Annotated in this window: 21 protein-coding genes, 1 riboswitch and 1 other annotated feature; of the genes, 11 read left to right on the top strand and 10 right to left on the bottom strand. The window is 41.2% G+C overall.

The annotated features are described in order from the left end of the window. Nucleotides 1-6: 6 nt before the first annotated feature. Entirely contained in the window at nt 7-870 is an 864-nt protein-coding gene (locus ACFQWC_RS21910; RefSeq protein WP_377109081.1) for an ABC transporter permease, read from the bottom strand. Further along, entirely contained in the window at nt 848-2,080 is a 1,233-nt protein-coding gene (locus tag ACFQWC_RS21915; protein ID WP_341357247.1) for an ABC transporter substrate-binding protein, read from the bottom strand. Before ACFQWC_RS21915 ends, ACFQWC_RS21910 begins: the two co-directional genes overlap by 23 nt. Before the next feature lie 214 nt (nt 2,081-2,294). On the opposite strand from ACFQWC_RS21915, the gene ACFQWC_RS21920 reads away from it, so the two are divergent. Further along, the gene (locus ACFQWC_RS21920; RefSeq protein WP_341357246.1) at nt 2,295-2,783 is read left to right on the top strand and encodes a BsuPI-related putative proteinase inhibitor; all 489 of its coding nucleotides are present in this window, start codon (nt 2,295-2,297) and stop codon (nt 2,781-2,783) included. Nucleotides 2,784-2,813: 30 nt separating this feature from the next. Here ACFQWC_RS21920 and sfsA read toward each other — a convergent pair whose 3' ends face one another. Further along, nucleotides 2,814-3,557 carry a DNA/RNA nuclease SfsA gene (gene sfsA, locus ACFQWC_RS21925; RefSeq protein ID WP_299746694.1) on the bottom strand — a complete coding sequence of 248 codons (744 nt, stop codon included), beginning with the start codon at nt 3,555-3,557 and terminating at the stop codon, nt 2,814-2,816. Between the two features lie 24 nt (nt 3,558-3,581). After that, entirely contained in the window at nt 3,582-4,355 is a 774-nt protein-coding gene (locus tag ACFQWC_RS21930; protein WP_299746697.1) for a hypothetical protein, read from the bottom strand. 463 nt (nt 4,356-4,818) lie between these two features. On the opposite strand from ACFQWC_RS21930, the gene ACFQWC_RS21935 reads away from it, so the two are divergent. The 3 genes from ACFQWC_RS21935 to ACFQWC_RS21945 all read left to right on the top strand — a co-directional run bounded on the left by ACFQWC_RS21935 (nt 4,819) and on the right by ACFQWC_RS21945 (nt 8,800). After that, a complete protein-coding gene (locus tag ACFQWC_RS21935) occupies nt 4,819-5,994 on the top strand; it encodes an FtsW/RodA/SpoVE family cell cycle protein (RefSeq protein WP_299746700.1) in 1,176 nt (391 codons plus the stop codon). Between the two features lie 51 nt (nt 5,995-6,045). Beyond that, nucleotides 6,046-6,249 (top strand) — a binding site (T-box leader). 51 nt (nt 6,250-6,300) lie between these two features. After that, the gene (argS, locus tag ACFQWC_RS21940; protein ID WP_377109085.1) at nt 6,301-7,989 is read left to right on the top strand and encodes an arginine--tRNA ligase; all 1,689 of its coding nucleotides are present in this window, start codon (nt 6,301-6,303) and stop codon (nt 7,987-7,989) included. Between the two features lie 229 nt (nt 7,990-8,218). After that, nucleotides 8,219-8,800, top strand: a complete 582-nt coding sequence (locus ACFQWC_RS21945) for a YqaA family protein (RefSeq protein WP_299746703.1) — start codon at nt 8,219-8,221, stop codon at nt 8,798-8,800. A 48-nt stretch (nt 8,801-8,848) separates the two neighbouring features. Here the strand turns inward: ACFQWC_RS21945 and ACFQWC_RS21950 are convergent, their stop codons facing one another. The 3 genes from ACFQWC_RS21950 to ACFQWC_RS21960 all read right to left on the bottom strand — a co-directional run bounded on the left by ACFQWC_RS21950 (nt 8,849) and on the right by ACFQWC_RS21960 (nt 10,439). Next, entirely contained in the window at nt 8,849-9,748 is a 900-nt protein-coding gene (locus ACFQWC_RS21950) for a diacylglycerol/lipid kinase family protein (protein ID WP_299746706.1), read from the bottom strand. 168 nt (nt 9,749-9,916) lie between these two features. Continuing rightward, complete coding sequence (locus ACFQWC_RS21955; RefSeq protein WP_341357243.1) at nt 9,917-10,198, bottom strand: hypothetical protein; 282 nt, start codon at nt 10,196-10,198, stop codon at nt 9,917-9,919. 82 nt (nt 10,199-10,280) lie between these two features. After that, complete coding sequence (locus ACFQWC_RS21960; RefSeq protein WP_306471845.1) at nt 10,281-10,439, bottom strand: Lmo0850 family protein; 159 nt, start codon at nt 10,437-10,439, stop codon at nt 10,281-10,283. 157 nt (nt 10,440-10,596) lie between these two features. On the opposite strand from ACFQWC_RS21960, the gene safA reads away from it, so the two are divergent. The 7 genes from safA to ACFQWC_RS21995 all read left to right on the top strand — a co-directional run bounded on the left by safA (nt 10,597) and on the right by ACFQWC_RS21995 (nt 17,264). Continuing rightward, a complete protein-coding gene (safA, locus tag ACFQWC_RS21965; RefSeq protein ID WP_377109087.1) occupies nt 10,597-11,217 on the top strand; it encodes a SafA/ExsA family spore coat assembly protein in 621 nt (206 codons plus the stop codon). A gap of 128 nt (nt 11,218-11,345) precedes the next feature. Then, the gene (locus ACFQWC_RS21970) at nt 11,346-11,759 is read left to right on the top strand and encodes a CBS domain-containing protein (protein ID WP_299746718.1); all 414 of its coding nucleotides are present in this window, start codon (nt 11,346-11,348) and stop codon (nt 11,757-11,759) included. A gap of 234 nt (nt 11,760-11,993) precedes the next feature. Next, a complete protein-coding gene (locus ACFQWC_RS21975; RefSeq protein ID WP_156142539.1) occupies nt 11,994-12,161 on the top strand; it encodes a hypothetical protein in 168 nt (55 codons plus the stop codon). Nucleotides 12,162-12,413: 252 nt separating this feature from the next. Continuing rightward, nucleotides 12,414-13,616, top strand: a complete 1,203-nt coding sequence (locus tag ACFQWC_RS21980) for a DUF819 family protein (RefSeq protein WP_299746732.1) — start codon at nt 12,414-12,416, stop codon at nt 13,614-13,616. Nucleotides 13,617-13,919: 303 nt separating this feature from the next. Further along, nucleotides 13,920-15,353: an alanine/glycine:cation symporter family protein gene (locus tag ACFQWC_RS21985; RefSeq protein ID WP_299746734.1), complete on the top strand. Its 1,434-nt coding sequence runs from the start codon at nt 13,920-13,922 to the stop codon at nt 15,351-15,353. A gap of 117 nt (nt 15,354-15,470) precedes the next feature. Continuing rightward, nucleotides 15,471-16,919 (top strand): cardiolipin synthase, encoded by a 1,449-nt coding sequence (cls, locus tag ACFQWC_RS21990; protein WP_377109089.1) that lies wholly within the window; start codon nt 15,471-15,473, stop codon nt 16,917-16,919. 84 nt (nt 16,920-17,003) lie between these two features. Beyond that, on the top strand, nt 17,004-17,264 hold the full coding sequence (locus ACFQWC_RS21995; protein ID WP_299746740.1) for a YpbS family protein: 261 nt from the start codon (nt 17,004-17,006) through the stop codon (nt 17,262-17,264). Nucleotides 17,265-17,337: 73 nt separating this feature from the next. Here ACFQWC_RS21995 and ACFQWC_RS22000 read toward each other — a convergent pair whose 3' ends face one another. From ACFQWC_RS22000 to ACFQWC_RS22010, 3 genes are all read right to left on the bottom strand, one after another. Further along, nucleotides 17,338-17,610 carry a DUF2187 family protein gene (locus ACFQWC_RS22000; protein WP_299746742.1) on the bottom strand — a complete coding sequence of 91 codons (273 nt, stop codon included), beginning with the start codon at nt 17,608-17,610 and terminating at the stop codon, nt 17,338-17,340. Nucleotides 17,611-17,804: 194 nt separating this feature from the next. After that, a complete protein-coding gene (locus ACFQWC_RS22005; RefSeq protein ID WP_299746745.1) occupies nt 17,805-18,428 on the bottom strand; it encodes a hypothetical protein in 624 nt (207 codons plus the stop codon). Between the two features lie 151 nt (nt 18,429-18,579). After that, nucleotides 18,580-19,752 (bottom strand): MFS transporter, encoded by a 1,173-nt coding sequence (locus tag ACFQWC_RS22010; RefSeq protein ID WP_377109092.1) that lies wholly within the window; start codon nt 19,750-19,752, stop codon nt 18,580-18,582. 445 nt (nt 19,753-20,197) lie between these two features. Next, nucleotides 20,198-20,304, top strand: a riboswitch (SAM riboswitch). Nucleotides 20,305-20,362 lie beyond the last annotated feature (58 nt).

The following is a 20,362-nucleotide window of genomic DNA, read 5'->3' on the forward strand; positions in this document are numbered from 1 at the left end:
ACACCTCTAATTTCCAATCCCTTTTGTAATGTGCAGGCGTTTCTTGTTTGTGATGTAAATAAGGAGCCACATCGCAACCCCAATGCCCAGTCCCACAAATACGAGTGAGGCAAACGCCAATGGCCGGTCACTCCAGCTGCCACTGTAAAACCAGTCGTAAGCAAGGATGGCCATCATCTGTGGTGAAGTCACTCCCAGAAGCTGAGGCACTTCAAATGCTGTAAAAATGAAAGCGAACAAAATGGCTCCGGTTTCTACGAGAACGGGAAGGATAAATGGCCATTCTGCTACCCAAAACGCTTTCAAGAAATTCGCTCCCAATAAAGAAGCTACCTCGTTATACTTTTTAGAAAGCGTGGTATAAACGGGTAACAGCATCAGGGTAACAAAAGGGACCTCCTTCCAGACATACGTCATAATGATTCCAATCCCATTTCGGTCCTGGACCAGAATCGGGAATTGACCCCGGTCATCGATCCAACCGGTTAACCCGAGTACATTGGAGAAAAAACCACTTTGATTAAAGAGTAAGTAGATGAGATAAGCCCATACAAAATGGGGAACCAGCATCGGAATCCAGACAAGGAGTTTATGTTTATTTTCCTTTAGTAAAGGGGAAAATGCCTTTACGATCCCCAAGCCAATGATTAAGGACAGGATGGTTGAGATGGAGGTCACGATCAAACTGAAGAGAAAGGATGTCATAAATCGCTTCCCCTCAAACAAATTCACATAATGCTGGAATGTGATGGTTTCTCCACTCCTGACACTCTCAAGTATTGCAAGTACGATCCCAAGTCCCGGAATAAGGATGAAAAAAAGAATGGCTGGAATGAGGAGAAATGTGTTATTGACTCTCTGCCACTTCACGAATCCAGTTATCCTTTAACCATTCCACATATTCCGCATCCAGCTCTCCCTTAAAGCTCTCTTCGAGTACAGAAGCCTCCAGTACACTCTCTCCCCGATCGATGCTTTTAAATTTATTTCTCCATTCCTCATCCAGCTTTTCATAGGAAATGGGTGAACTTTCTCCCCAATAGTCAGGCTTTAGTTTCTCATACTGAGCCTCAGGAGAGAGGAGTTCATTGATGGTCACCAGCGCTCCCTCTTTGTTGGGGCTATTGAACGGAATTGCCAGAAAATGAGTATTCCCGATAGATCCAACATCGTTTAAAATAAATGACTTTGTGTTTTCCGGGAACACTCCATCCTTGATCAGATGCTCTGCCCTTGCTTCGTTGTATCCCATCGTCATCCAAACCTCTTCCCCGCTATATAACTTATCAAGGTCTGTTAATGTTGCGGGGTACGTTTCTCCTTCTCGCCACAAGAATGGCTTCATTTCATTCAGCTCTTTCCATACCTCTTCCCCCATCTTCTCTGCTGTTCCTTCGTTGAATGAAGACTGAGCTAAATCCGAGTCAGATGTAGCATAAAGAAGATGTCGAAGAAATGCATTCCCGGTGAAATCAGCCGGATTGGGATAGGTAAACTTCCCCGGATGCTCTTTCATGAATGCTTTTAATTCATCGAAGCTGGAGGGGGGATTTTTCACTTTTTCACTGTTATAGAAGAAGACAAATTGAACTTTCCCCCACGGTGCTTCATACCCTTCCGTTTCCGTTCCAAAATCATATTGATACGCTGCTTTTTCAGTCTCGTAGAATTTTGTATAGTTCGGCAGCTTATCTGTAAAAGGCCCTGCCAGTAAATCATTTTCCTTTGCGTTTTTAAAGTTTTCTCCGTTTATCCACACGATATCGATCGTTCCTTTATCTTTGCCAGCCCGTTTCTCTGTTTGTAGTTTTTGAAGAATTTCTTGTGTGTCTAAAGGTACCCGATTTAACTCGATATTATTTTTTTCTTTCAGCATGGGAGCAACTACGTCATCAATATAACGGTTAATTCCATCGTCTCCGCCCCACATAAACATATTCACTTTTGTTCCTTCTGCTTTCGATGAAATGATTTCCCAATTTTCATCAGGAAGTTCCCCGCTATCGGTTGCATTTGAAGGACCGCAAGCAGATACTAGTAGTAAGGAAATAAACCCAATAATCGCTAACCATTTTTTCATATACCTTGCTCCTCTGCTCTTTTTCTATAATTCTATTGTACTGAACCTCCTGATTTTAAAAAGTAATCTGCCTTACATATATAAATCTTTGCCCATATAAAGGAAGAAAGAAACACGTTCAGCACATCCCCGTGTGTCTTCGTGCTCATATTCGGGAACACTTGTAACCTTTTGGGATAAACCCTGTCTAATACAGTAAGGAGGTGGATTTGGCATGAAGCGATTGATTATGTTATTGATAATACTTATGGCAGGAATAGCAGGCTGTGGAACGGCTGGTGAGGAGAACGGCAGTCAATCCGAAGAGAATCAGAACTCAGGAGCTGGTGAAGACATTTCTGTACAGAAAGGGATTGTTGCAGGCGAAATGGAACCTTCATTAACGAAACAAGAGGAAAGCGGTCAGATTGTCTATGTATATTCAATTAAGAACCAAACAGAGCAAGAGAAGACCTTCGTTTTTTCATCAGGACAAACCATTGACTTTGAACTTCGAAACGATAAAGGTGAAGTAGTGTATAAGGACTCAAAAAATAAGATGTATACCCAGGCGATCCAGGAAATCACCGTAAAACAGGGTGAAGAGTTCTCCCAGAAAGTTGTTCTTCCAAAGGTCGAGGGCGGTACCTATACGTTGACCGTTTGGTTAACGGCAAAAGGAGACCAGAACTATAAAGCAAAAACAGAAGTACAGGTGAATTAGATATAACAAAAAAGGATTAATCTTCACATGCTAAAGACGGCCGTGAAGGTAATCCTTTTTTGGGTATACAGGTATAGGTCCATTCAAGATGATACGTTCTGGCGTAACAATGCAGCTTCTTCCGAAAAAACGGACACCCTGATCTTCGGCTTCTTCCATGATCCGGGCAAAATGAGGATCAATTTCTGGAGCGGAAGTGATCCCGGTCAAATCGGTTCGCTGAGCAATAAACAGGACTGCTGATTGATAGCTTCCATCCATCTGTAAATGCGTCAGCTCCTCCACATGCCTTGCTCCTCTTGCCGTGACCGCATCCGGGAATTTCCCCATTCCGTCCTCTACCATGGTGACACTTTTTACTTCGAGCAATAATTTTTGTTCATTTTGTCTATGAGTGAGTAAGAAGTCAAAGCGTGAGCTTCCTACTTTATACTCGGCTTTTTCCAACTGCCACTCCTTTAACTCCTCCATCATTTCCAGCTGCAAGGCTTCAAGGACCAACCGATTTGGATATTGAGTATTTAAAGACACATACATACCGTTAGAAGCATCATACGTCATCACGGCTGACCATTTTGTCTTCCTTTTAGGATCTGTTGATGCTTGAAGCCAGATCGGGTTTCCCCGTACCAATAATTCTTTTAATCTGCCTGGATCAGGTAAATGGACTTTTTCAATAGAACCTGACGGAATCTGACACTCCAGGACAAACCGATTGAGGCGCTCAAGAAATACCCCTTGAACCAGATTGTCATGAAATTGAATTTCTACCAAGGTTTCACGCTCCTTGCTTCCTGCTTATCGTAGTAAAGCACTCCAGCTTTTCGTTTTACGATCATAGGATAATAATCCGTTGGCAGGTGATTTGCGGATTGCCTTATAATCTTCCGCCATCTCGTCCATATCGTAATAATCACCGATCACCCAGATCGGGATCTCTATCTTCCCTCTCGTTAGTATGGCTTTTTCTAAAGAAATGACCATTCCTTCTTTTAGTTTGTCTCTAAAGGAATCAATGACTTCCTTCCCGATGATTGGATAGGCTTTCTCCTTCTTCATACCAAATAAGCCCTTTCCACCTTTAACCGTGCTCAATTTCGAAGATACCGTTGCCCCTAACATATGATAGAAGTCCTCAAAATCCCGATAATAAATCTTGTTAAACCATCCATCATCATGAGATAGGTACGCGTATCGATTGTTCAGCTTTGAATAAAAAGGAGGGTTTAAAGGCTGCTTAGTATGACCCATATAAAGCAGTTCAGCGATTTCTTGACCGTTCAGTTCATTGACTCCCACTTCTTCTTCGAAGTCAATCCAACAGAAATCACCATAGCTCTGTACTCCGTCATTCATAATCTTCTTCATTTCATCCTGTTCCACATACTCCATATGCGTATGTATATTAAATGCACCATGCTCGTACTGATGTTTAATAAGGAGTAAATTCTTCAATGGTTTACGGGCATTTGAAGCAAACTCGTTGAAATGAATTCCGTAAGATACGACATACTGACGATCCGTATTCTTGTGAACATAGATGATATCTTTAACCTGATTATTTGCCTTCAAGAACATTCCCTCCATCTGATTAACACGATGCCGATTCATACTTTCTATTTTAGCAAATTTGTATGGTACTTGTTCTTTTCTATTTCATTTCAAAATGATGACAAAAGTCGCAGGTAATTGTCGAAAATAGTCATATTGCAGGACCACAGGCTTTATATATTTGTTCTATTACTATTATGAATGGGATTAATGGCTGCCAAACGTTAGGAAACGGCACTTTCTTCTTATCTTCTAGTGATAAGAAACGATTACAATCATGTAAAAAATGGAATTTAATCCCGGTATCCCTTTATAGAATCCCACTCCTATCAGCTTTTTCTTTGATTTTATTTCGACAAATATCATGTAATGACTGTCACATCCCGACAGAACTTCCGTAATTTCTCTGGTCATGAGTAGAAATTTCCCTTCATTTCTATTAGACTAGGAATGTGAAATCTTTAGAAATTCAGGTGAATAGATTATGGAAACTCGCCAGCGATTTGCTGATAAGATCGATTGGGGTCTTCTCTTTTTATTGATGTTGTTTTTTATCGTTAGTGCTATGGGAATAAGTAGTGCCCAGACGTCAGGTCAGTATGGAACGAACTTTGTGATCAGACAAGCTTTTTGGTATGTCGTGGGTGGAATTATTATTGTAGGGGCCTTATTCCTTGATTCTGATCAGTATAAGCGTCTTGCCTGGTACATATATGGTGCAGGAATCTTCCTGCTTCTTGTATTACTCATTTCACCGGAAAGCATCGCACCGTATAGAAACGGAGCCAAAAGCTGGTTCATGCTGGGACCGCTTGGTTCTATTCAGCCTTCAGAATTCATGAAGACGTTTTTAATTCTTGCTCTTGCACGAATCATTACCAATCATCATGAGCTTAATCCCAGAAAAACACTGCAGTCGGATTTTCAGTTATTAGTGAAGATCGGGCTTACGACCCTCCTTCCCCTTGCTTTTATTATGCAGCAGCCGGATTTAGGGACTTCCCTTGTTATTTTAGCCATCATGACCGGAATCATCTTAGTTTCAGGGATTACGTGGAAGCTGATCGTTCCTATATATGCTTCTATCGGAGTACTCGGGGGAATCGTCCTATCACTTGTGGTGTGGGCTCCTGAGCTCCTTGAAAAATATTTAAATGTAAAGCCTTATCAGTTTGGACGTATTTATGCTTGGCTTGATCCGTACAACTACGCTAAATTAGAGGGGTTTCACTTAATTAACTCCCTTAACGCCATTGGATCCGGGCAGATCTTTGGGAAAGGGTACAGTGGAGGCGAAGTATACATTCCTGAGAACCACACCGATTTTATTTTCAGTGTGATCGGTGAGGAATACGGCTTTATTGGCGCAAGTGTCGTCATCAGTTTATACTTCCTGCTCATTTACCATTTAACCAAAACGGCTTTAGACACAAAGGAACCATTCAATGCCTATGTATGTGCAGGGATAATTAGTATGATTACATTCCACGTGTTCCAGAACATTGGAATGACGATACAATTGCTGCCGATCACAGGGATCCCACTTCCTTTCATCAGTTATGGAGGAAGCTCTCTAATGGGGAATATGCTGGCCCTTGGACTTGTGTTCAGCATGAGATTTCACCATAAAACGTATATGTTTTCATCAGAAGATTCTTAATTACAGGTTGCAATCAGCCCCAGAATGTGTAAAATAATAGTAATTATATACGAATATTCTATGATGAAGAGAGTAATTCTGACGTGGATCGAAAGCGAGCCGGGGATGGTGGGAGCCTGGTGAGAAGCCTGGAATGAAACGCACTTCTGAGATGTTTTTCTTGAAGTTAGTAGAGAAAAACCGGGATCTCCCGTTATACAATGAGCGCCCTTTAAGGGAATAAGAGTGGTACCGCGAGCTAAACTCGTCTCTATGTTATATAGAGACGAGTTTTTTTGTGTTTGATTTTATCAGGAGGTGTAGATGATGGATTTGAAATCGATCGTTACTGACGTACTAAAGTCACAGGTGTTGAATGATTGGAGCAAACAAGAGCTGTATGAATTGCTTGAAACCCCAAAGCATACTCATTTGGGGGACCTGGCCTTTCCATGCTTCCAGCTGGCCAAAGCATGGAAGAAGGCACCTCACACAATTGCCGATGAGATTGCTGACACTCTCTCCTCTCCCTTTTTCAGCAACGTTGAATCAGCAGGTGCTTATGTTAATTTCCGATTTGACAGATTGAAAGCAGGAAAAGAAATCGTGTCAGCCATCTTGGAAAAAGGGTCAGATTACGGGAGCCATGCATTTGGTGAGCAAAAGACGATTGTATTGGATATGTCCTCACCTAATATCGCCAAACCTTTTTCCATGGGGCATTTACGATCGACTGTCATCGGGAATTCCATCGCCACTATTGCAGAAAAATGCGGCTACACAACAGAAAAAATCAACTATATCGGGGACTGGGGGACTCAATTCGGAAAATTAATCGTCGCTTTCAAAAAGTGGGGAGATCACCAAAAGGTTAAAGATAACCCCATATCTGAATTGTTCGTTCTTTATAAGAAGTTTCATCAGGAAGCAGAATCAGATCCCTCACTCGAGGAAGAAGGAAGAAGAGCCTTTAAGCTTCTTGAAGACGGAGATAAAGAAGTAACGGAGCTTTGGAGATGGTTTAAAGACGAATCACTTGAAGCCTTTAAAACGATTTACTCGTTGCTCGGAGTTGAATTTGATTCCTATAATGGCGAAGCGTTCTTCAATGACAAGATGGCAGAAGTCGTAACATTGCTTCAAAACCATCATCTCCTGGAAACATCACAAGGAGCGCAAGTGGTTCGTTTAGAAGAAGAGAATCTTCCGCCTTGTCTCATCAAAAAGTCAGATGGAGCTACCCTTTATGCCACGAGAGACCTGGCAGCTGCCCTGTATCGCCATCGCCAGTATGCCTTTGATGAAGCCTTGTATGTCGTTGGCCAGGAACAAACCGTTCACTTCAAACAAGTGATGGAAGTATTGAAGAAGCTCGGGTTTAACTGGGCGAATGATATGAAACATATCCCTTTTGGTCTTTATCTAAAGGATGGGAAGAAAATGTCCACCAGAAAAGGCCGAGTCATTTTACTCCAAGAGGTTCTTCAGGAAGCAATCAAAATGGCTGAAGAAAATATCAAACAGAAGAATCCCGACTTAATAAATGCAACAGAAGTGGCAAAAGATGTTGGGGTTGGGGCCATTATCTTTCATGATTTGAAAAATGACCGGGTTAACGATATAGAATTTTCCCTGGAACATATGCTGACCTTCGAAGGAGAAACAGGTCCATATATTCAATATACTTATGCCAGAGCCCAATCCATTCTGAGAAAAACGGATGCTGACCTTCCACTGACATTTAAGGGGCTTGACGATGCTGAGAGCTGGGAAGTGGTGAAGCAGCTACGATTATTTCCAGGAATGGTTGAGAAAGCATGGAACCACTATGCTCCTTCGGTTATTGCCAAGTATTTAGTCGATACCGCACAAAGCTTTAACCGTTATTACGGGAAAACTAAAATCATTTCCGAGGATCTAGAGCAAACCTCCCGCTTAGCACTAGTTCATGCTGTTTCGACAGTCCTTGCTGAAGGAATACGATTATTAGGAATGAAGTCTCCTTCTGAAATGTAGAATAAATTAGATTTCTGTCACTATTTCCCGAGAAATAGATTATTTTCGATTAAAGCTTTTTTCAAACTTTGTTAAGAGTATCATCAACTGCATATGTGACGAAACTTCCGTGAAGTGGTTTCAACCATACGGGATATTTCATGACTCCTTTTGTAAAAAGTGATATACTTTCTTATGTTCAATTAAAATCAAAAATGACGTTTTATCAATAAAGGAGAATACTGAACTTATGTCTGAACTACTTCACGCTTTCGAAGCTTGGTTACTGGATTATGGTGTATGGGGTCTGATTCTTGTTTCATTCGCCGATTCATCATTCTTCCCTATACCACCTGATGTACTACTGATTCCATTAGCGATAGCCAATCCGGATAGCGCATTGCTGTATGCACTTTATACGACTATCGCTTCCGTTGTCGGAGCCCTTTTTGGCTGGTTGATCGGAAAAAAACTTGGACGGCCGATCCTTGTATATTTCTTCTCTGAAAAGAGGATTCAAAAAGTAGAGGAATACTTTACTAAATATGGGGCAATGGCTCTTTTAATTGCAGGACTGACACCTGTCCCTTATAAGATCTTTACGATTTTCGCAGGGGTTTCCGGTGTTAAGATCAGGGTATTGGTGATCTGGTCTATTATCGGGAGAGGAATTCGTTTCTTCCTTGAAGGTGCGATTATTTTAGCACTGGGAGCTAAAGCTAAGCCCTTTATTGAGGAGAACTTTACACTTCTTACACTTGCAGCTGGTGGCGTTCTAATCGCCGTTTATCTTGTATACTTGGTCATAAAGAAGAGAAAGAAAACTGTATAATCATAGCAAAAGAGAGCAAGGGGAAAAATGCACCCCCTTGCTCTCTTTTTATTCTGAGCTGCCAACGACAAATCGCAAATGCTTATTTAATACTCGAAGGGACTGCCCGGTTCCTTCATATAATTCTCCATCCATATCAAGCTTCTCATTCTGACCTAGTTCTATATGGGCTTCTCTTGCTTGGATATGCATAATATCATCATATTGCTCGCTGATATTGCCTGTACTTTTGATAACCAAAAATTCCTTTAATAATGGGAAACCGCTTTTTTTGACGACGTAAATATCCATCAGTCCATCTTCCATATCAATGGAGGTGGGCAGTGGATTAGAGCCAATGGAACGGCCATTTGCAACCAATAGCATCACCACTTCCTCTTCAATTACGTCATTTTCCGTTGTGACCTTCACATCTAAGATCGGCGATTCCTGGATGGATTGAAACGCACTTATATAATAGCTTAGTTTACCGAGGACACTCTTAGATCCTACATCTATATTATCGCTCGTCTGAGAGACCAGCCCCGTTCCCCAGAAATTGCTGAAATACCGATCGTCTGCCTTGACGATATCGATATCCTTTTCAAGAGGCCGTTCAGTTATAAGGCGGACAGCTTGTCCAATGTTCATGGGAATATGCAACGAACGGGCAAAGTCATTACACGTCCCTCCAGGGATAATCCCTACCAATGGCCGTTTTTCTAAGGCTGACAATCCGTTGATGGCCTCATGAATCGTTCCATCACCACCCATAATGACAACCAGCTCATATTGATTACCTGTCTCCTTACAAATTCTTTCAGCATCGCCTTTCTCTTTCGTTTTATGAATAATTAAGTTCGTGCAGATGTCTAATAAGGGAGGCACAGCATCTTTTAACAGAACTTCCAGCGTTCCTTGACCTGCCTTCCCATTACAGACCAACAATATATCCGAAAACACCGTCATGAATATCGTCACCTAACTTTTAGATTAGAATAGTAAATAAAAAGAGGCTGACCCAAAACGATGAGTTAGTATCATCCTTACAGGACCAGTCCTTATGCTTTCAGAGTTACTTATATATGTCTGTGATTTGATTTTAGAACCCCTTGGATCTTGGGTCAACCTCTTTCGCTATGCTGTATTGGAATCTTCTTGAGGAACTTTGAGTACAGATCGATAGGCAATTCCCAGCCGGCCTTTAATATAGCTCTGTGGGTCATAGGGGATAGGATGATTCTGCATGCGATGTATTTCCATTTCTGCAAACATCGCAAGGGCACGACATACTTGATCTAACGCCATGCTTACACGATGAGGATCCGGTTGATTCCGGCTCATACAGTGGTATGAAATTTCATCTGCCTTCTTTCTGATTTCCTTTAATGCTTGTAAATCAAACATCATTCTCTCCATACCTAACCCTCCTCTTCACTACTATTTAGTATATCGTGAGAAAAGGGGAAATATGTCTGTCCAACGTTTCTAAGATGTGAGCTTAAGAGTCTTGGGTTAACGTCTTAGGTAATGGCTGATACTGCTTTAGTGAATGAAGAATTTCCCGTCTTGATTTCGTCTTTGAAATATTTACGCCCACGTTTGACAATTTCGTTATCACTTTTTTAAAGCGATCGTTCTCCTTTACCACGTTATTCACCTCTTTTATAAAATATCGTTACCTATTTGTACGATTGGTTTCGCAAAAAGTTTCACTTTATGTTTAATAGTTTTTCTTTTCCCTAAAAATGAAACAATAATCCTATTTTTGAACTTTTTCTTAGAATATTTTGTCCATAATTACACATTTTATAGTCATGAAAACTAAACTCGCTCTTATCATTGTTGCACTATCCATTATCATTAGTCTATTTGGTCTAAATGAAACCTCTGCAGCAAGTGCCTATACAGTCAAGAAAGGAGATACTCTTTGGAAAATTTCAAAAAAGTTGCGGATTGGACTGTCTGAAATCATAAAAGCTAATCCTCAATTGTCGAATCCAGATTTAATTTATCCAAGTCAAGAAATCTACATCCCGGGGATTAAAGGTTCAATAACGATTGAAAGCCAGGTCATTGACCTGACGAATCAAGAAAGACAAAAGAATGGACTTTCTGTTCTTCAGCTTGATTGGCAGCTTTCAAGGGTGGACCGTTACAAGTCTCGAAATATGAGGGACATTGGATACTTCTCTCACAGAAGCCCGACATACGGATCTCCTTTTGATATGATGAAGAGCTTTAATGTCAGCTACATCAAAGCTGCAGAAAATATTGCAGCCGGTCAAACGAGTCCCCGGCAGGTTGTGAGGGAATGGATGGAGAGTCCTCCACACAGAAAGAATATCCTGACGGGATCCTACACTCATATTGGCGTGGGATATGCGGAAGGTGGAACGTACGGTACGTATTGGACTCAAATGTTCATTGAAAAGTAGTATTCAATTCCCCACCTATGAAGTCCGTCCCCCTCATTTGAAAATACTGGCTGAACGCATTAAGAATAATTCAGTGGAATTGTCGAATAATAATGGTGTACTGCCAATTTGATTAAGGGGGAATTTACATGCAAGTACGTGATATTATGTCGACAAATGTGGAAGCAGCTTCTAACCAGGATTCACTTCAGAGCGTCGCATCTAAAATGAGTTCTAAAAATGTTGGTTCCGTTCCCGTTGTTGAAAACGGGCAAGTTGTCGGTATGGTAACAGACCGTGATATTGCTACTCGTGGACTGACTCAAGGTACACAAGGAAATGTCTCTCAAGTTATGTCACAGCATGTTGTGACAATCTCTCCGGATGCCTCTGCTGAAGAAGCTTCAGCTTTAATGTCCCAGCACCAGGTTCGTCGATTACCTGTTGTGGAAAATGGGCAGCTTGTCGGGATGTTGGCTCTGGGAGATTTGGCAGTACAGCAGAAATCGGATCAAAGTGCAGGAAGTGCCCTTAGCGAAATCTCAGAAAATCACCTCCGCTAACAAAGGCAACTGGCACGCTACTGTAAGCTTTCTTTATGAGAGTAAGAGGCTATCCTAGTATAGCCTCTTACTTTATTTTGGACTCTAGACACAAGGAAGGTCCGTCCCTCTATTCGACTGAATTAGACGGAGTTACAGGGAAGTCGTCAAATATTTCACTTTCAGGAAGGATTTTCTTATTTTGTGGTGAATATGTTTAGTATTAATGATGTTTATGGAGGAGGAGGTTTTTGTATGAGTCGTGCTGCACGATCGTATCGTAAGGAAGTACGTCATTTTAAACGTGAGAACCGCAAAAGAGTCTTCGCTGACAGCATTCTTGATTTCTTATTTATGTTATTTGGTATTTCAATGATTACGGGAATTTTATTATTCGCTTTAGGATTTTGGAATTACTATTGATCTCTATCTCTCCTTCTTTATAAAAAATCCAATTCATCTCTATTTCATCTATTTCAAATGAGAGAGCAAGTTGTTGCCATGGATTTCTATGGCATTTTTTTGTGAACCATGCTTCTCAAACCCCCCCATTCTTTCCTTCAACTCCAATTATATTCTGTATTGAACAAAGATTAGCACTTATTAAAATTCTAATTAGTAACCGTTTTCAATGTTATAGTAAACCTTGTTATCGATTTTTAAGGAGGTTTTACTATGTGGTGGCGTTTTGACACTATCTTAATTCAAGAACCTATGGCAATCTTTTCTTACTTAGCTGCCTTAGTTGGTCTTGTATTCATTCTTGGAGAGTCGAAGAATCCTTTCCTACAGAAGTTCTTTCACTATGCTCCCCCATTAATCTGGACTTATTTCCTTCCGATGTTATCTACAACGTTTGGAATCATCCCGGATCAGTCATCTTTATATGACTTTACATCAGCTTACATATTGCCAGTGGGATTATTATTGCTGCTTCTTTCTGCGAATGTTCCCGCAACATTAAAGCTAGGTCCGAAAGCGATTACGATGTTCCTTGCAGGGACACTTGGTGTCGTGATCGGAGGACCCATCGCTTTAGCCATCTTCCAGCCGTTTCTTCCTGAGGACGCTTGGACTGGTGTAGCGGCTCTCGCTGGAAGCTGGATTGGCGGAAGTGCCAATATGGCAGCCATGATTGAAGCTACTGGTACACCTAAAGAAATTCTTTCGCCTATTATTGTCGTTGATACCGTTGTCGGATATAGTTGGATGGGAATCATGATCGCCCTTGCAGGATTTCAGCATAAATTCGATAAGTGGAACAAAGCGGATAACTCGATCATCCGTAAAGTGAATGAGGATATGGGGGAAATACAACGTAAAAATGCCCGTCCTATTGAAGTTCCTTATCTGGCTGCCATCATTGGTTTAGGATTCGGAGTCGCTTACGTTGTACGAAAGTTCTCGGAAACGTTACCGGTCACGAATGTACTCTCTGCCGGAACGTGGACGATTATGATCATTTCAGCGGTCGGGATCATCTTCTCCTTTACTAAAATTCGCACCCTGGAAAACTACGGGGCAAGTAAAATCGGATATGCAGGAATTTATCTATTGCTTGCAACAATTGGAGCAAAAGCCGACCTGGCATATGTATGGGATTCTCCTCAGTACGTCGCAATGGGAATTGTATGGTTAGCCATTCATGTGATGATTATTTTCTTAGTGGCACGCCTACTAAGAGCTCCTCTATTCTTCGTAGCTGTAGGTTCTCAAGGGAATATTGGCGGGACAAGCTCGGCACCTGTTGTAGCTTCTGTGTTCCAACCTTCACTTGCTCCTGTAGGACTGTTGATGGGGATACTGGGCAATGTAGTGGGAACTTACGCTGCCGTTGCCTGCGCCTGGATTGCCGAATGGGTAAGCAGGACACTTTAACCAATCTAAAACGGATCACTGTTCATCAGCAGTGATCCGTTTTTTTCATTTCACTTCAAGTTCGTCATACCCAAATAAAAAAACATTATCCGAATAGACCGAAATATATTATTTCAGAATAATTTAATTAACTCTACTTTATACCCGCCTCATTGAAAAAACCCTTAATTATTATGACAAAATAGTTCGCCCTCCTAAATACCTAACTGGTAATATTTTAATATTCAGATAATAACTTGACTTTTATTTTAAATTTTCAGATAATGTTAAGCGTAACCGACACAAATTTCTGAGGGGGTTATCATGGATATTTTAAACAATTTAGTCACGGAAGCAAATTCAATATTATGGGGATATATTTTAATAGGCGTACTCCTCATTTTAGGATTATACTTCACAATCGGATCTAAATTCGTTCAAATTCGCCACTTTGGTGAAATGCTTCGACTATTAGGTGATAAAGACGTGGTAGAGGCGGAAGGGGAAAAGCAAATATCATCCCTGCAAGCATTCTTTATTGGAGCAGGTACTCGAATTGGTACAGGTAATTTAGCAGGAGTAGCCATTGCCTTAGCAATTGGGGGACCTGGAGCGGTCTTCTGGATGTGGCTTGTTGCCATTCTGGGAGGAGCCAGCGCCTTTGTCGAAAGTACATTGGCCCAGATTTATAAAGAAAAAGATAAAGTTGGATTCAAGGGCGGCCCTGGCTACTATATGAAGAAACAACTGGGCAAGCCCTGGATGAGTTCGATCTTTGCTGTCACCATCATCCTTTCCTTTGGGACAACCTTTAACGCCGTTCAAAGTAACACCATCGCAACAGCTTTCAGTAACTCATTCGGAATCAATACGTTTGTTATCGGAATTGTGTTAGCTGGTTTGACTGCACTCATCATCTTCGGGGGCGTTAAACGTATAGCGACCTTTTCTTCCATTATTGTTCCGATCATGGCGGTCTTCTATATTGTTTTAGCCTTGTTTGTAGTCATTACGAATATTACGGAAATGCCGGGAGTCATTGCACTTATTTTTAAAAGTGCCTTTGGATTTGAACAAGTGGTCGGTGGTGGAATTGGTGCCGCGATTATGAACGGTGTAAAGCGCGGACTATTCTCCAATGAAGCCGGTATGGGTAGCGCGCCGAATGCTGCCGCTACAGCATCTGTTTCTCACCCGGTCAAACAAGGGTTCATTCAAGCACTTGGGGTATTCTTTGATACGCTGCTCGTTTGTTCTGCAACCGCGTTTATCATCTTAACTTCAGATGCGTACGGTTCCGGGCTGACGGGTATCGAGCTATCTCAAGCAGCCATGTCTGAGCACTTTAACTCATGGGCTGGTATTTTCTTAGCGATTGCCATTTTCACCTTTGCCTTTAGTTCCATCATTGGAAGCTATTACTACGGGGAAGCCAATCTTCCATTCATTAATAATAGTAAGACTGGACTTCTGATTTATCGCCTCATTGCTTTAGGAATGGTGATCTTCGGTTCTGTTGCAAGCCTTGATATTGTTTGGAGCTTAGCGGACTTTTCCATGGCATTGATGGCTCTTACCAACTTGATTGCCATCGGTATTTTAGCACCAATTGCCTTTAAAGCATTGGACAACTATATGAGTCAGCGTCGACAAGGATTGGACCCGATCTTCTATGCAGATGACATCCCAGGTTTAAAGGGTGTCGAAAGCTGGCCTACCCGTGGGCGCGAGATGACTAAAAAAGCTGTGAATGAATAAAGATTCCCACCGAACAGAGCAGGCTGACAGTCTGCTCTGTTTTTCTTTGTCATTTTTTTCTATTCCATTCTCAGGTATACTACTTATAGAAAGCTAGTTAAAGGAGCCTTACATATTATGAGTATCCTATCTACTCTTCTAGGGGTTTTATTTGTTCTTAACCTGGTCCTCGCGGGCGTCATCATTTTCCTCGAACGAAAAGATGCCGGTGCGACATGGGCCTGGCTTATGGTTCTGTTTTTCATTCCCCTTCTCGGCTTTATTCTCTATTTAATCTTCGGTCAGAACTTAAGCAGAAAGCGATTATTCGACTGGGAAGATATGAAGAAAATCGGCATTGATGATTTAATTCAAAAGCAAATACATTCTCTGAAAGAACACCGCTTCCCTTTTATAAATGAGACGTCCGCTCATTATCAGGACCTTATTTATATGCATCTCCTGAATAATGAAGCTCTTTTGACTCAGGATAACGAAGTACAAATGTTCACCCATGGGGAGGACAAATTTGAATCCTTATTAGAAGACATGGAAGCAGCACAGGATCATATTCATCTTCAGTATTATATCTTTAAGAAAGATCACTTAGGTAAGCGCATCCTGGAGAAACTTACTGAAAAAGCAAAACAAGGCGTTAAGATCCGGGTTTTATATGATGAAATGGGCTCCCGGCGGACAAGAAGAAGCTTCTTTAAAGAACTTCTCGCTGCAGGCGGGGAAGTGGCTGTGTTTTTCCCTTCGAAAATTCCCTTTATCAATCTCCGACTAAACTATCGTAACCATCGAAAGCTCGTGATTATCGATGGGAAGATCGGGTACGTAGGCGGTTTTAACATTGGGGATGAATATCTGGGCTTGAATCCTAAGTTCGGTTATTGGCGGGATACTCACTTGCGGATTGTCGGGAGCTCTTCACTTGCCATGCAAACCCGGTTTATTCTTGATTGGAATCAAGCCAGCCGTTCGAAGAAGATTGCCTATGATTTACGATACTTTCCACAGTCTTCCTTTACCGGTCATGCCGGTGTCCAAATTGTGACATGCGGTCCTGACTCTGAATGGGAGCAGATAAAAAATGGATATATTAAGATGATTTCTTCAGCGAAGAAGTCCATTTATATTCAAACCCCTTATTTCATCCCGGACGTGAGCCTGTTGGATTCATTAAGGATTGCCGCGCTTACGGGGGTGGATGTACGCATTATGATTCCAAACAAGCCTGACCATTTATTTGTCTATTGGGCGACTTATTCCTATATCGGGGAATTACTGAAGGCAGGAGTGAGGATTTATATTTATGATAATGGCTTCATACATGCCAAAACCATTGTAGTGGATGACACCATTTCTTCTGTCGGTACAGCCAATATCGATGTACGGAGCTTTCGCCTGAACTTTGAGGTTAATGCCTTTTTATATGACCAGGCACTTTCTGAAAAATTGAGCGTTGTGTTTTGCAAGGATATTGATAATAGTAGGGAATTGACGCTCAAGGAGTATAACGAAAGACCTATAAAGATCAAAGTGAAAGAATCGGTTTCAAGGCTCCTTTCCCCAATCTTATAGAAGTGGTATTTGGACATTGCCATGAGTACGTTGAAGAAGGCATAATAGAGGGTATAATGCGTCAAATCAGAGAGGGATGAAATCATGAGTGTACACAAAGACATTACAAAGCATTCAAGTAAACAAAATCAATTGGTACAACAGTTTATGATATTAGATGAGCGTAGAGAAAAAGCGATCGACGAAGCTGTTGAGCTGTGTTTGGCTGAACAACCGTTTACAACGGATAAGATTAATCAGGTGACCAATGAAATCAACGCCCTTGCCCGTCAAGGTGTCGTGCCGCAGAGAAAGCTTGTCACCACTGGAATGGTTGAGGAATATGTAAACAGCAAATTAAAATAAAAAAGATCCTAATACGTCTTTAGCCATGCTACTGGTCTAGGCGTGTTAGGATCTTTTTCTTTGCAGATGAAGTTTAGGCTTTTAATGCGCTATTCCACCCATCATATACAAATACAGGTTGTGAATCATTTTCAGCTCTTTCAATGACGACATAGTTTTTATGTGCCACTACGGTTTGATCATCTGGTAAATCCAGCTTTTTTGCCACATTTTTATCCATTTTGACGATGACCGTATTTTCTCTAAGAGTGGTCACCACACCATTGATGACATTCTTCTTTCTTTTAAATTGCACGGTATCTCCAAGGTTAGCATTATCTTTTGAGTAGACGAATGTATTCTCCATTTTAAAATCCCCTTTTCTATAGATTAGACGCTATTTTTATTGGTGTTTTACAATTGTCGTATATGAATTGATGCATTTATGAGATTGCTTTTGAATATCTTATCCTACTTGTACCACAATTCAAGATGATCAAAACCTTTTAATGTTACTTTTTTGAAGAATGATGTTCTCTGCCGTTTCGTTTTTCAGGTTTTTTATTCTGTTGATTGCAAAGCCTCCCGGTCGGTTACCGTGACTTTGAATACATACGCTTTGTCTGCTTCCAAGATTCCTCCTGAAGGCTTACCATTTTCATCAAGGGATAACCCTGAAATTTGACCATCTTGCGTTCCGGCAATCGCATACAAATATATGGGCTGCCCTTTTTCTAAAGTGGTTTTTGTTGAAAGAAGACTAGCAAAGGTATAACCACCAGAAACGAAATCATTCATCATGGTAAACGTTCCACCTTCACTGCCATGTATAAACTTTAACTTTTCCTCATCATCTGAAGTAAATCCAAAGGATAAGAGAGAATGCTTGAATAGGTGCTCCATTTGATTAGAAGAAAAAGGCTCGTTCTCCACTTGTTTGCCATTTTCATATACCTCAATCGTTTTTTGCAGATCATCCTCTTCTCCAAGACTTCCGTCTAACTCAAAATATTGAATATCCTGAATCCCGGTGAACATAATCAGCTCTTTTTCTTTTGCATTTAATTTATAAGGTTTAATCGTGAGTTCTGTCTTGTTTGATCGGTCTTTTTGATATGTCTGCTCAGGTGTGCATGCTGTAAGTAAAAGGAAAATTCCTATTATGAAAACCCCTGTGATCCTCATTATGTCATCACCCACAAAATTTTCTGCTTCTATATACTATTACACGCAGACATAGGTAAATCCTTCCTTTATTTTAATTTATTTAAATTTTCTAACAAATAAAAAAGGCATCTAGGAGAGAGACTCTCATTAGACGCCTTGAAATAACATATTAATATGCAAGTGCATTCTTCTTTTCTTCTTTCATGAGAACGAAGCAAAGGAAAATACCTAATAGGGATAGGACTGCGAAGAATAAGTACACCGTGTAAATGGAGTACGTTTCATAGATAAAACCGCCAACAAAGGTACTGAACCAATTCCCCAGTCCGTTTCCGATTGCTGAATATACCGTAACGGCTGTTGCTGTAATGTGGGAAGGCGTGATTTCTTTAATGTAACGTAAGCCCGCCGGAATGAATAACCCAATGGCAAGTCCTTGCATCACAGCCGATGAATAGACCAGCCAAAGACTAGGTTCCGTAAAGTAAAAGAGCCAGCGGAGCATGGACGCAGCACCTGCTAACGCAGCCACCGTTAATAGTCCGAACTTATCAATCCATCCCCCGGCAATCCTCATAAAGGGCACTTCTGATAAAACGGCGATTAAAAACGCAAGACCTATTCCGGCATACGTCCCCCCAGAATCCTCAACAAATAAGCCGAAGTAAACATTATTGGCCAGGTTTGGACCGAATACTAAGAAGGTTACAGCTAAGAAAATGAGGAATTTCTTCATTGTAAATAATTCTTTCATCCCTGCTTTTAAATCAAGCTTTGCTGCCGCTCTCTCCTTAGGAAACCGAAAGGAAAGGAATCCTGAAAGTACCAGACAGATAAAGAAAGAGTAAAAGATGATGGTGGGTCCGATGAAACCTTCCGAAAGTTTCCCCATTATAAAGACAGCAATCCCGAAGCCCAATGAACCGAACAGACGGATATTTCCGTAGTTATACCGGACTTTACTTGTATACTTCAAGCTAATACTATCGGAAACCGGAATGATTGCACTTTGAAAGATTGCAACTAAAATGGCCACGATAAGCAGACCATAGTAAAAGTCCATAAACAAATAACCGAGTGCAAAGATCCCAGCCACTAAAGAGGTTAAACCAAGAACCAAGGTGGGACGATTGGTCGTGTCACTCACCATTCCCCAAATCGGCTGGAAGAAAATCATCATGATCGGACCTACAGACATGATCGTTCCAATCTGATATCCGTTTAATCCAACGCTTTCACTCAAATACACACTGAGTAAGGGATATAAACTACCAACACCGAAGAACGTTAATAAATAAAATCCTTGTAAGGTGAAAATTTGATTTCGTACAGTTCTTTCCACTACCGTATCCCCCAGATGTTTTTTGTCTTCCTTATAGTAGACCTTGAACGTTCAATTGTCTATGAGTTTATACCTTATTATGGATAAAGTCATGCATTTTTAGAGCTTTGAATGTTTCTTCCAGCTACGGCGGCTAGCCCCTCGAGGTCATAAGCCAATAACGCCATAAAGGCAAAAGGCGCCTTTCCGGCGTTCTCGTCTTATGCTTGTCGGGCCTGAGCGAGCCGCCTCCGCTTTTGTTTCGGCCAGCTAAGGCGGCTAGTCCCTCGAGGTCATAAGCCAATAACACCATAAAGGCAAAAGGCGCCTTTCCGGCGTTCTCGTCTTATGCTTGTCGGGCCTGAGCGAGCCGCCTCCGCTTTTGTTTCAAAAATTCCCGTTTGACTTTTTTGAGTAAACCCTTTAAAGTATGGAAGTATATTTTAAATCAACTAAATAACATATCTTCTTATCCAGAGAGACGGAGGGACTGGCCCTGCGATGTCTCGGCAGCGGACTCAGGCTTTGAGTGCTGTGCCACATCCAGCAAGCGTAAAGCTTGAAAGATAAGAGGAGTGTTTCGTTCTATTGAAACCTCTTCTTATTTTTGAAGAGGTTTTTTGTATTTTAC

The organism is Rossellomorea sp. GCM10028870, from assembly GCF_042666755.1.
Taxonomy (GTDB): domain Bacteria; phylum Bacillota; class Bacilli; order Bacillales; family Bacillaceae_B; genus Rossellomorea.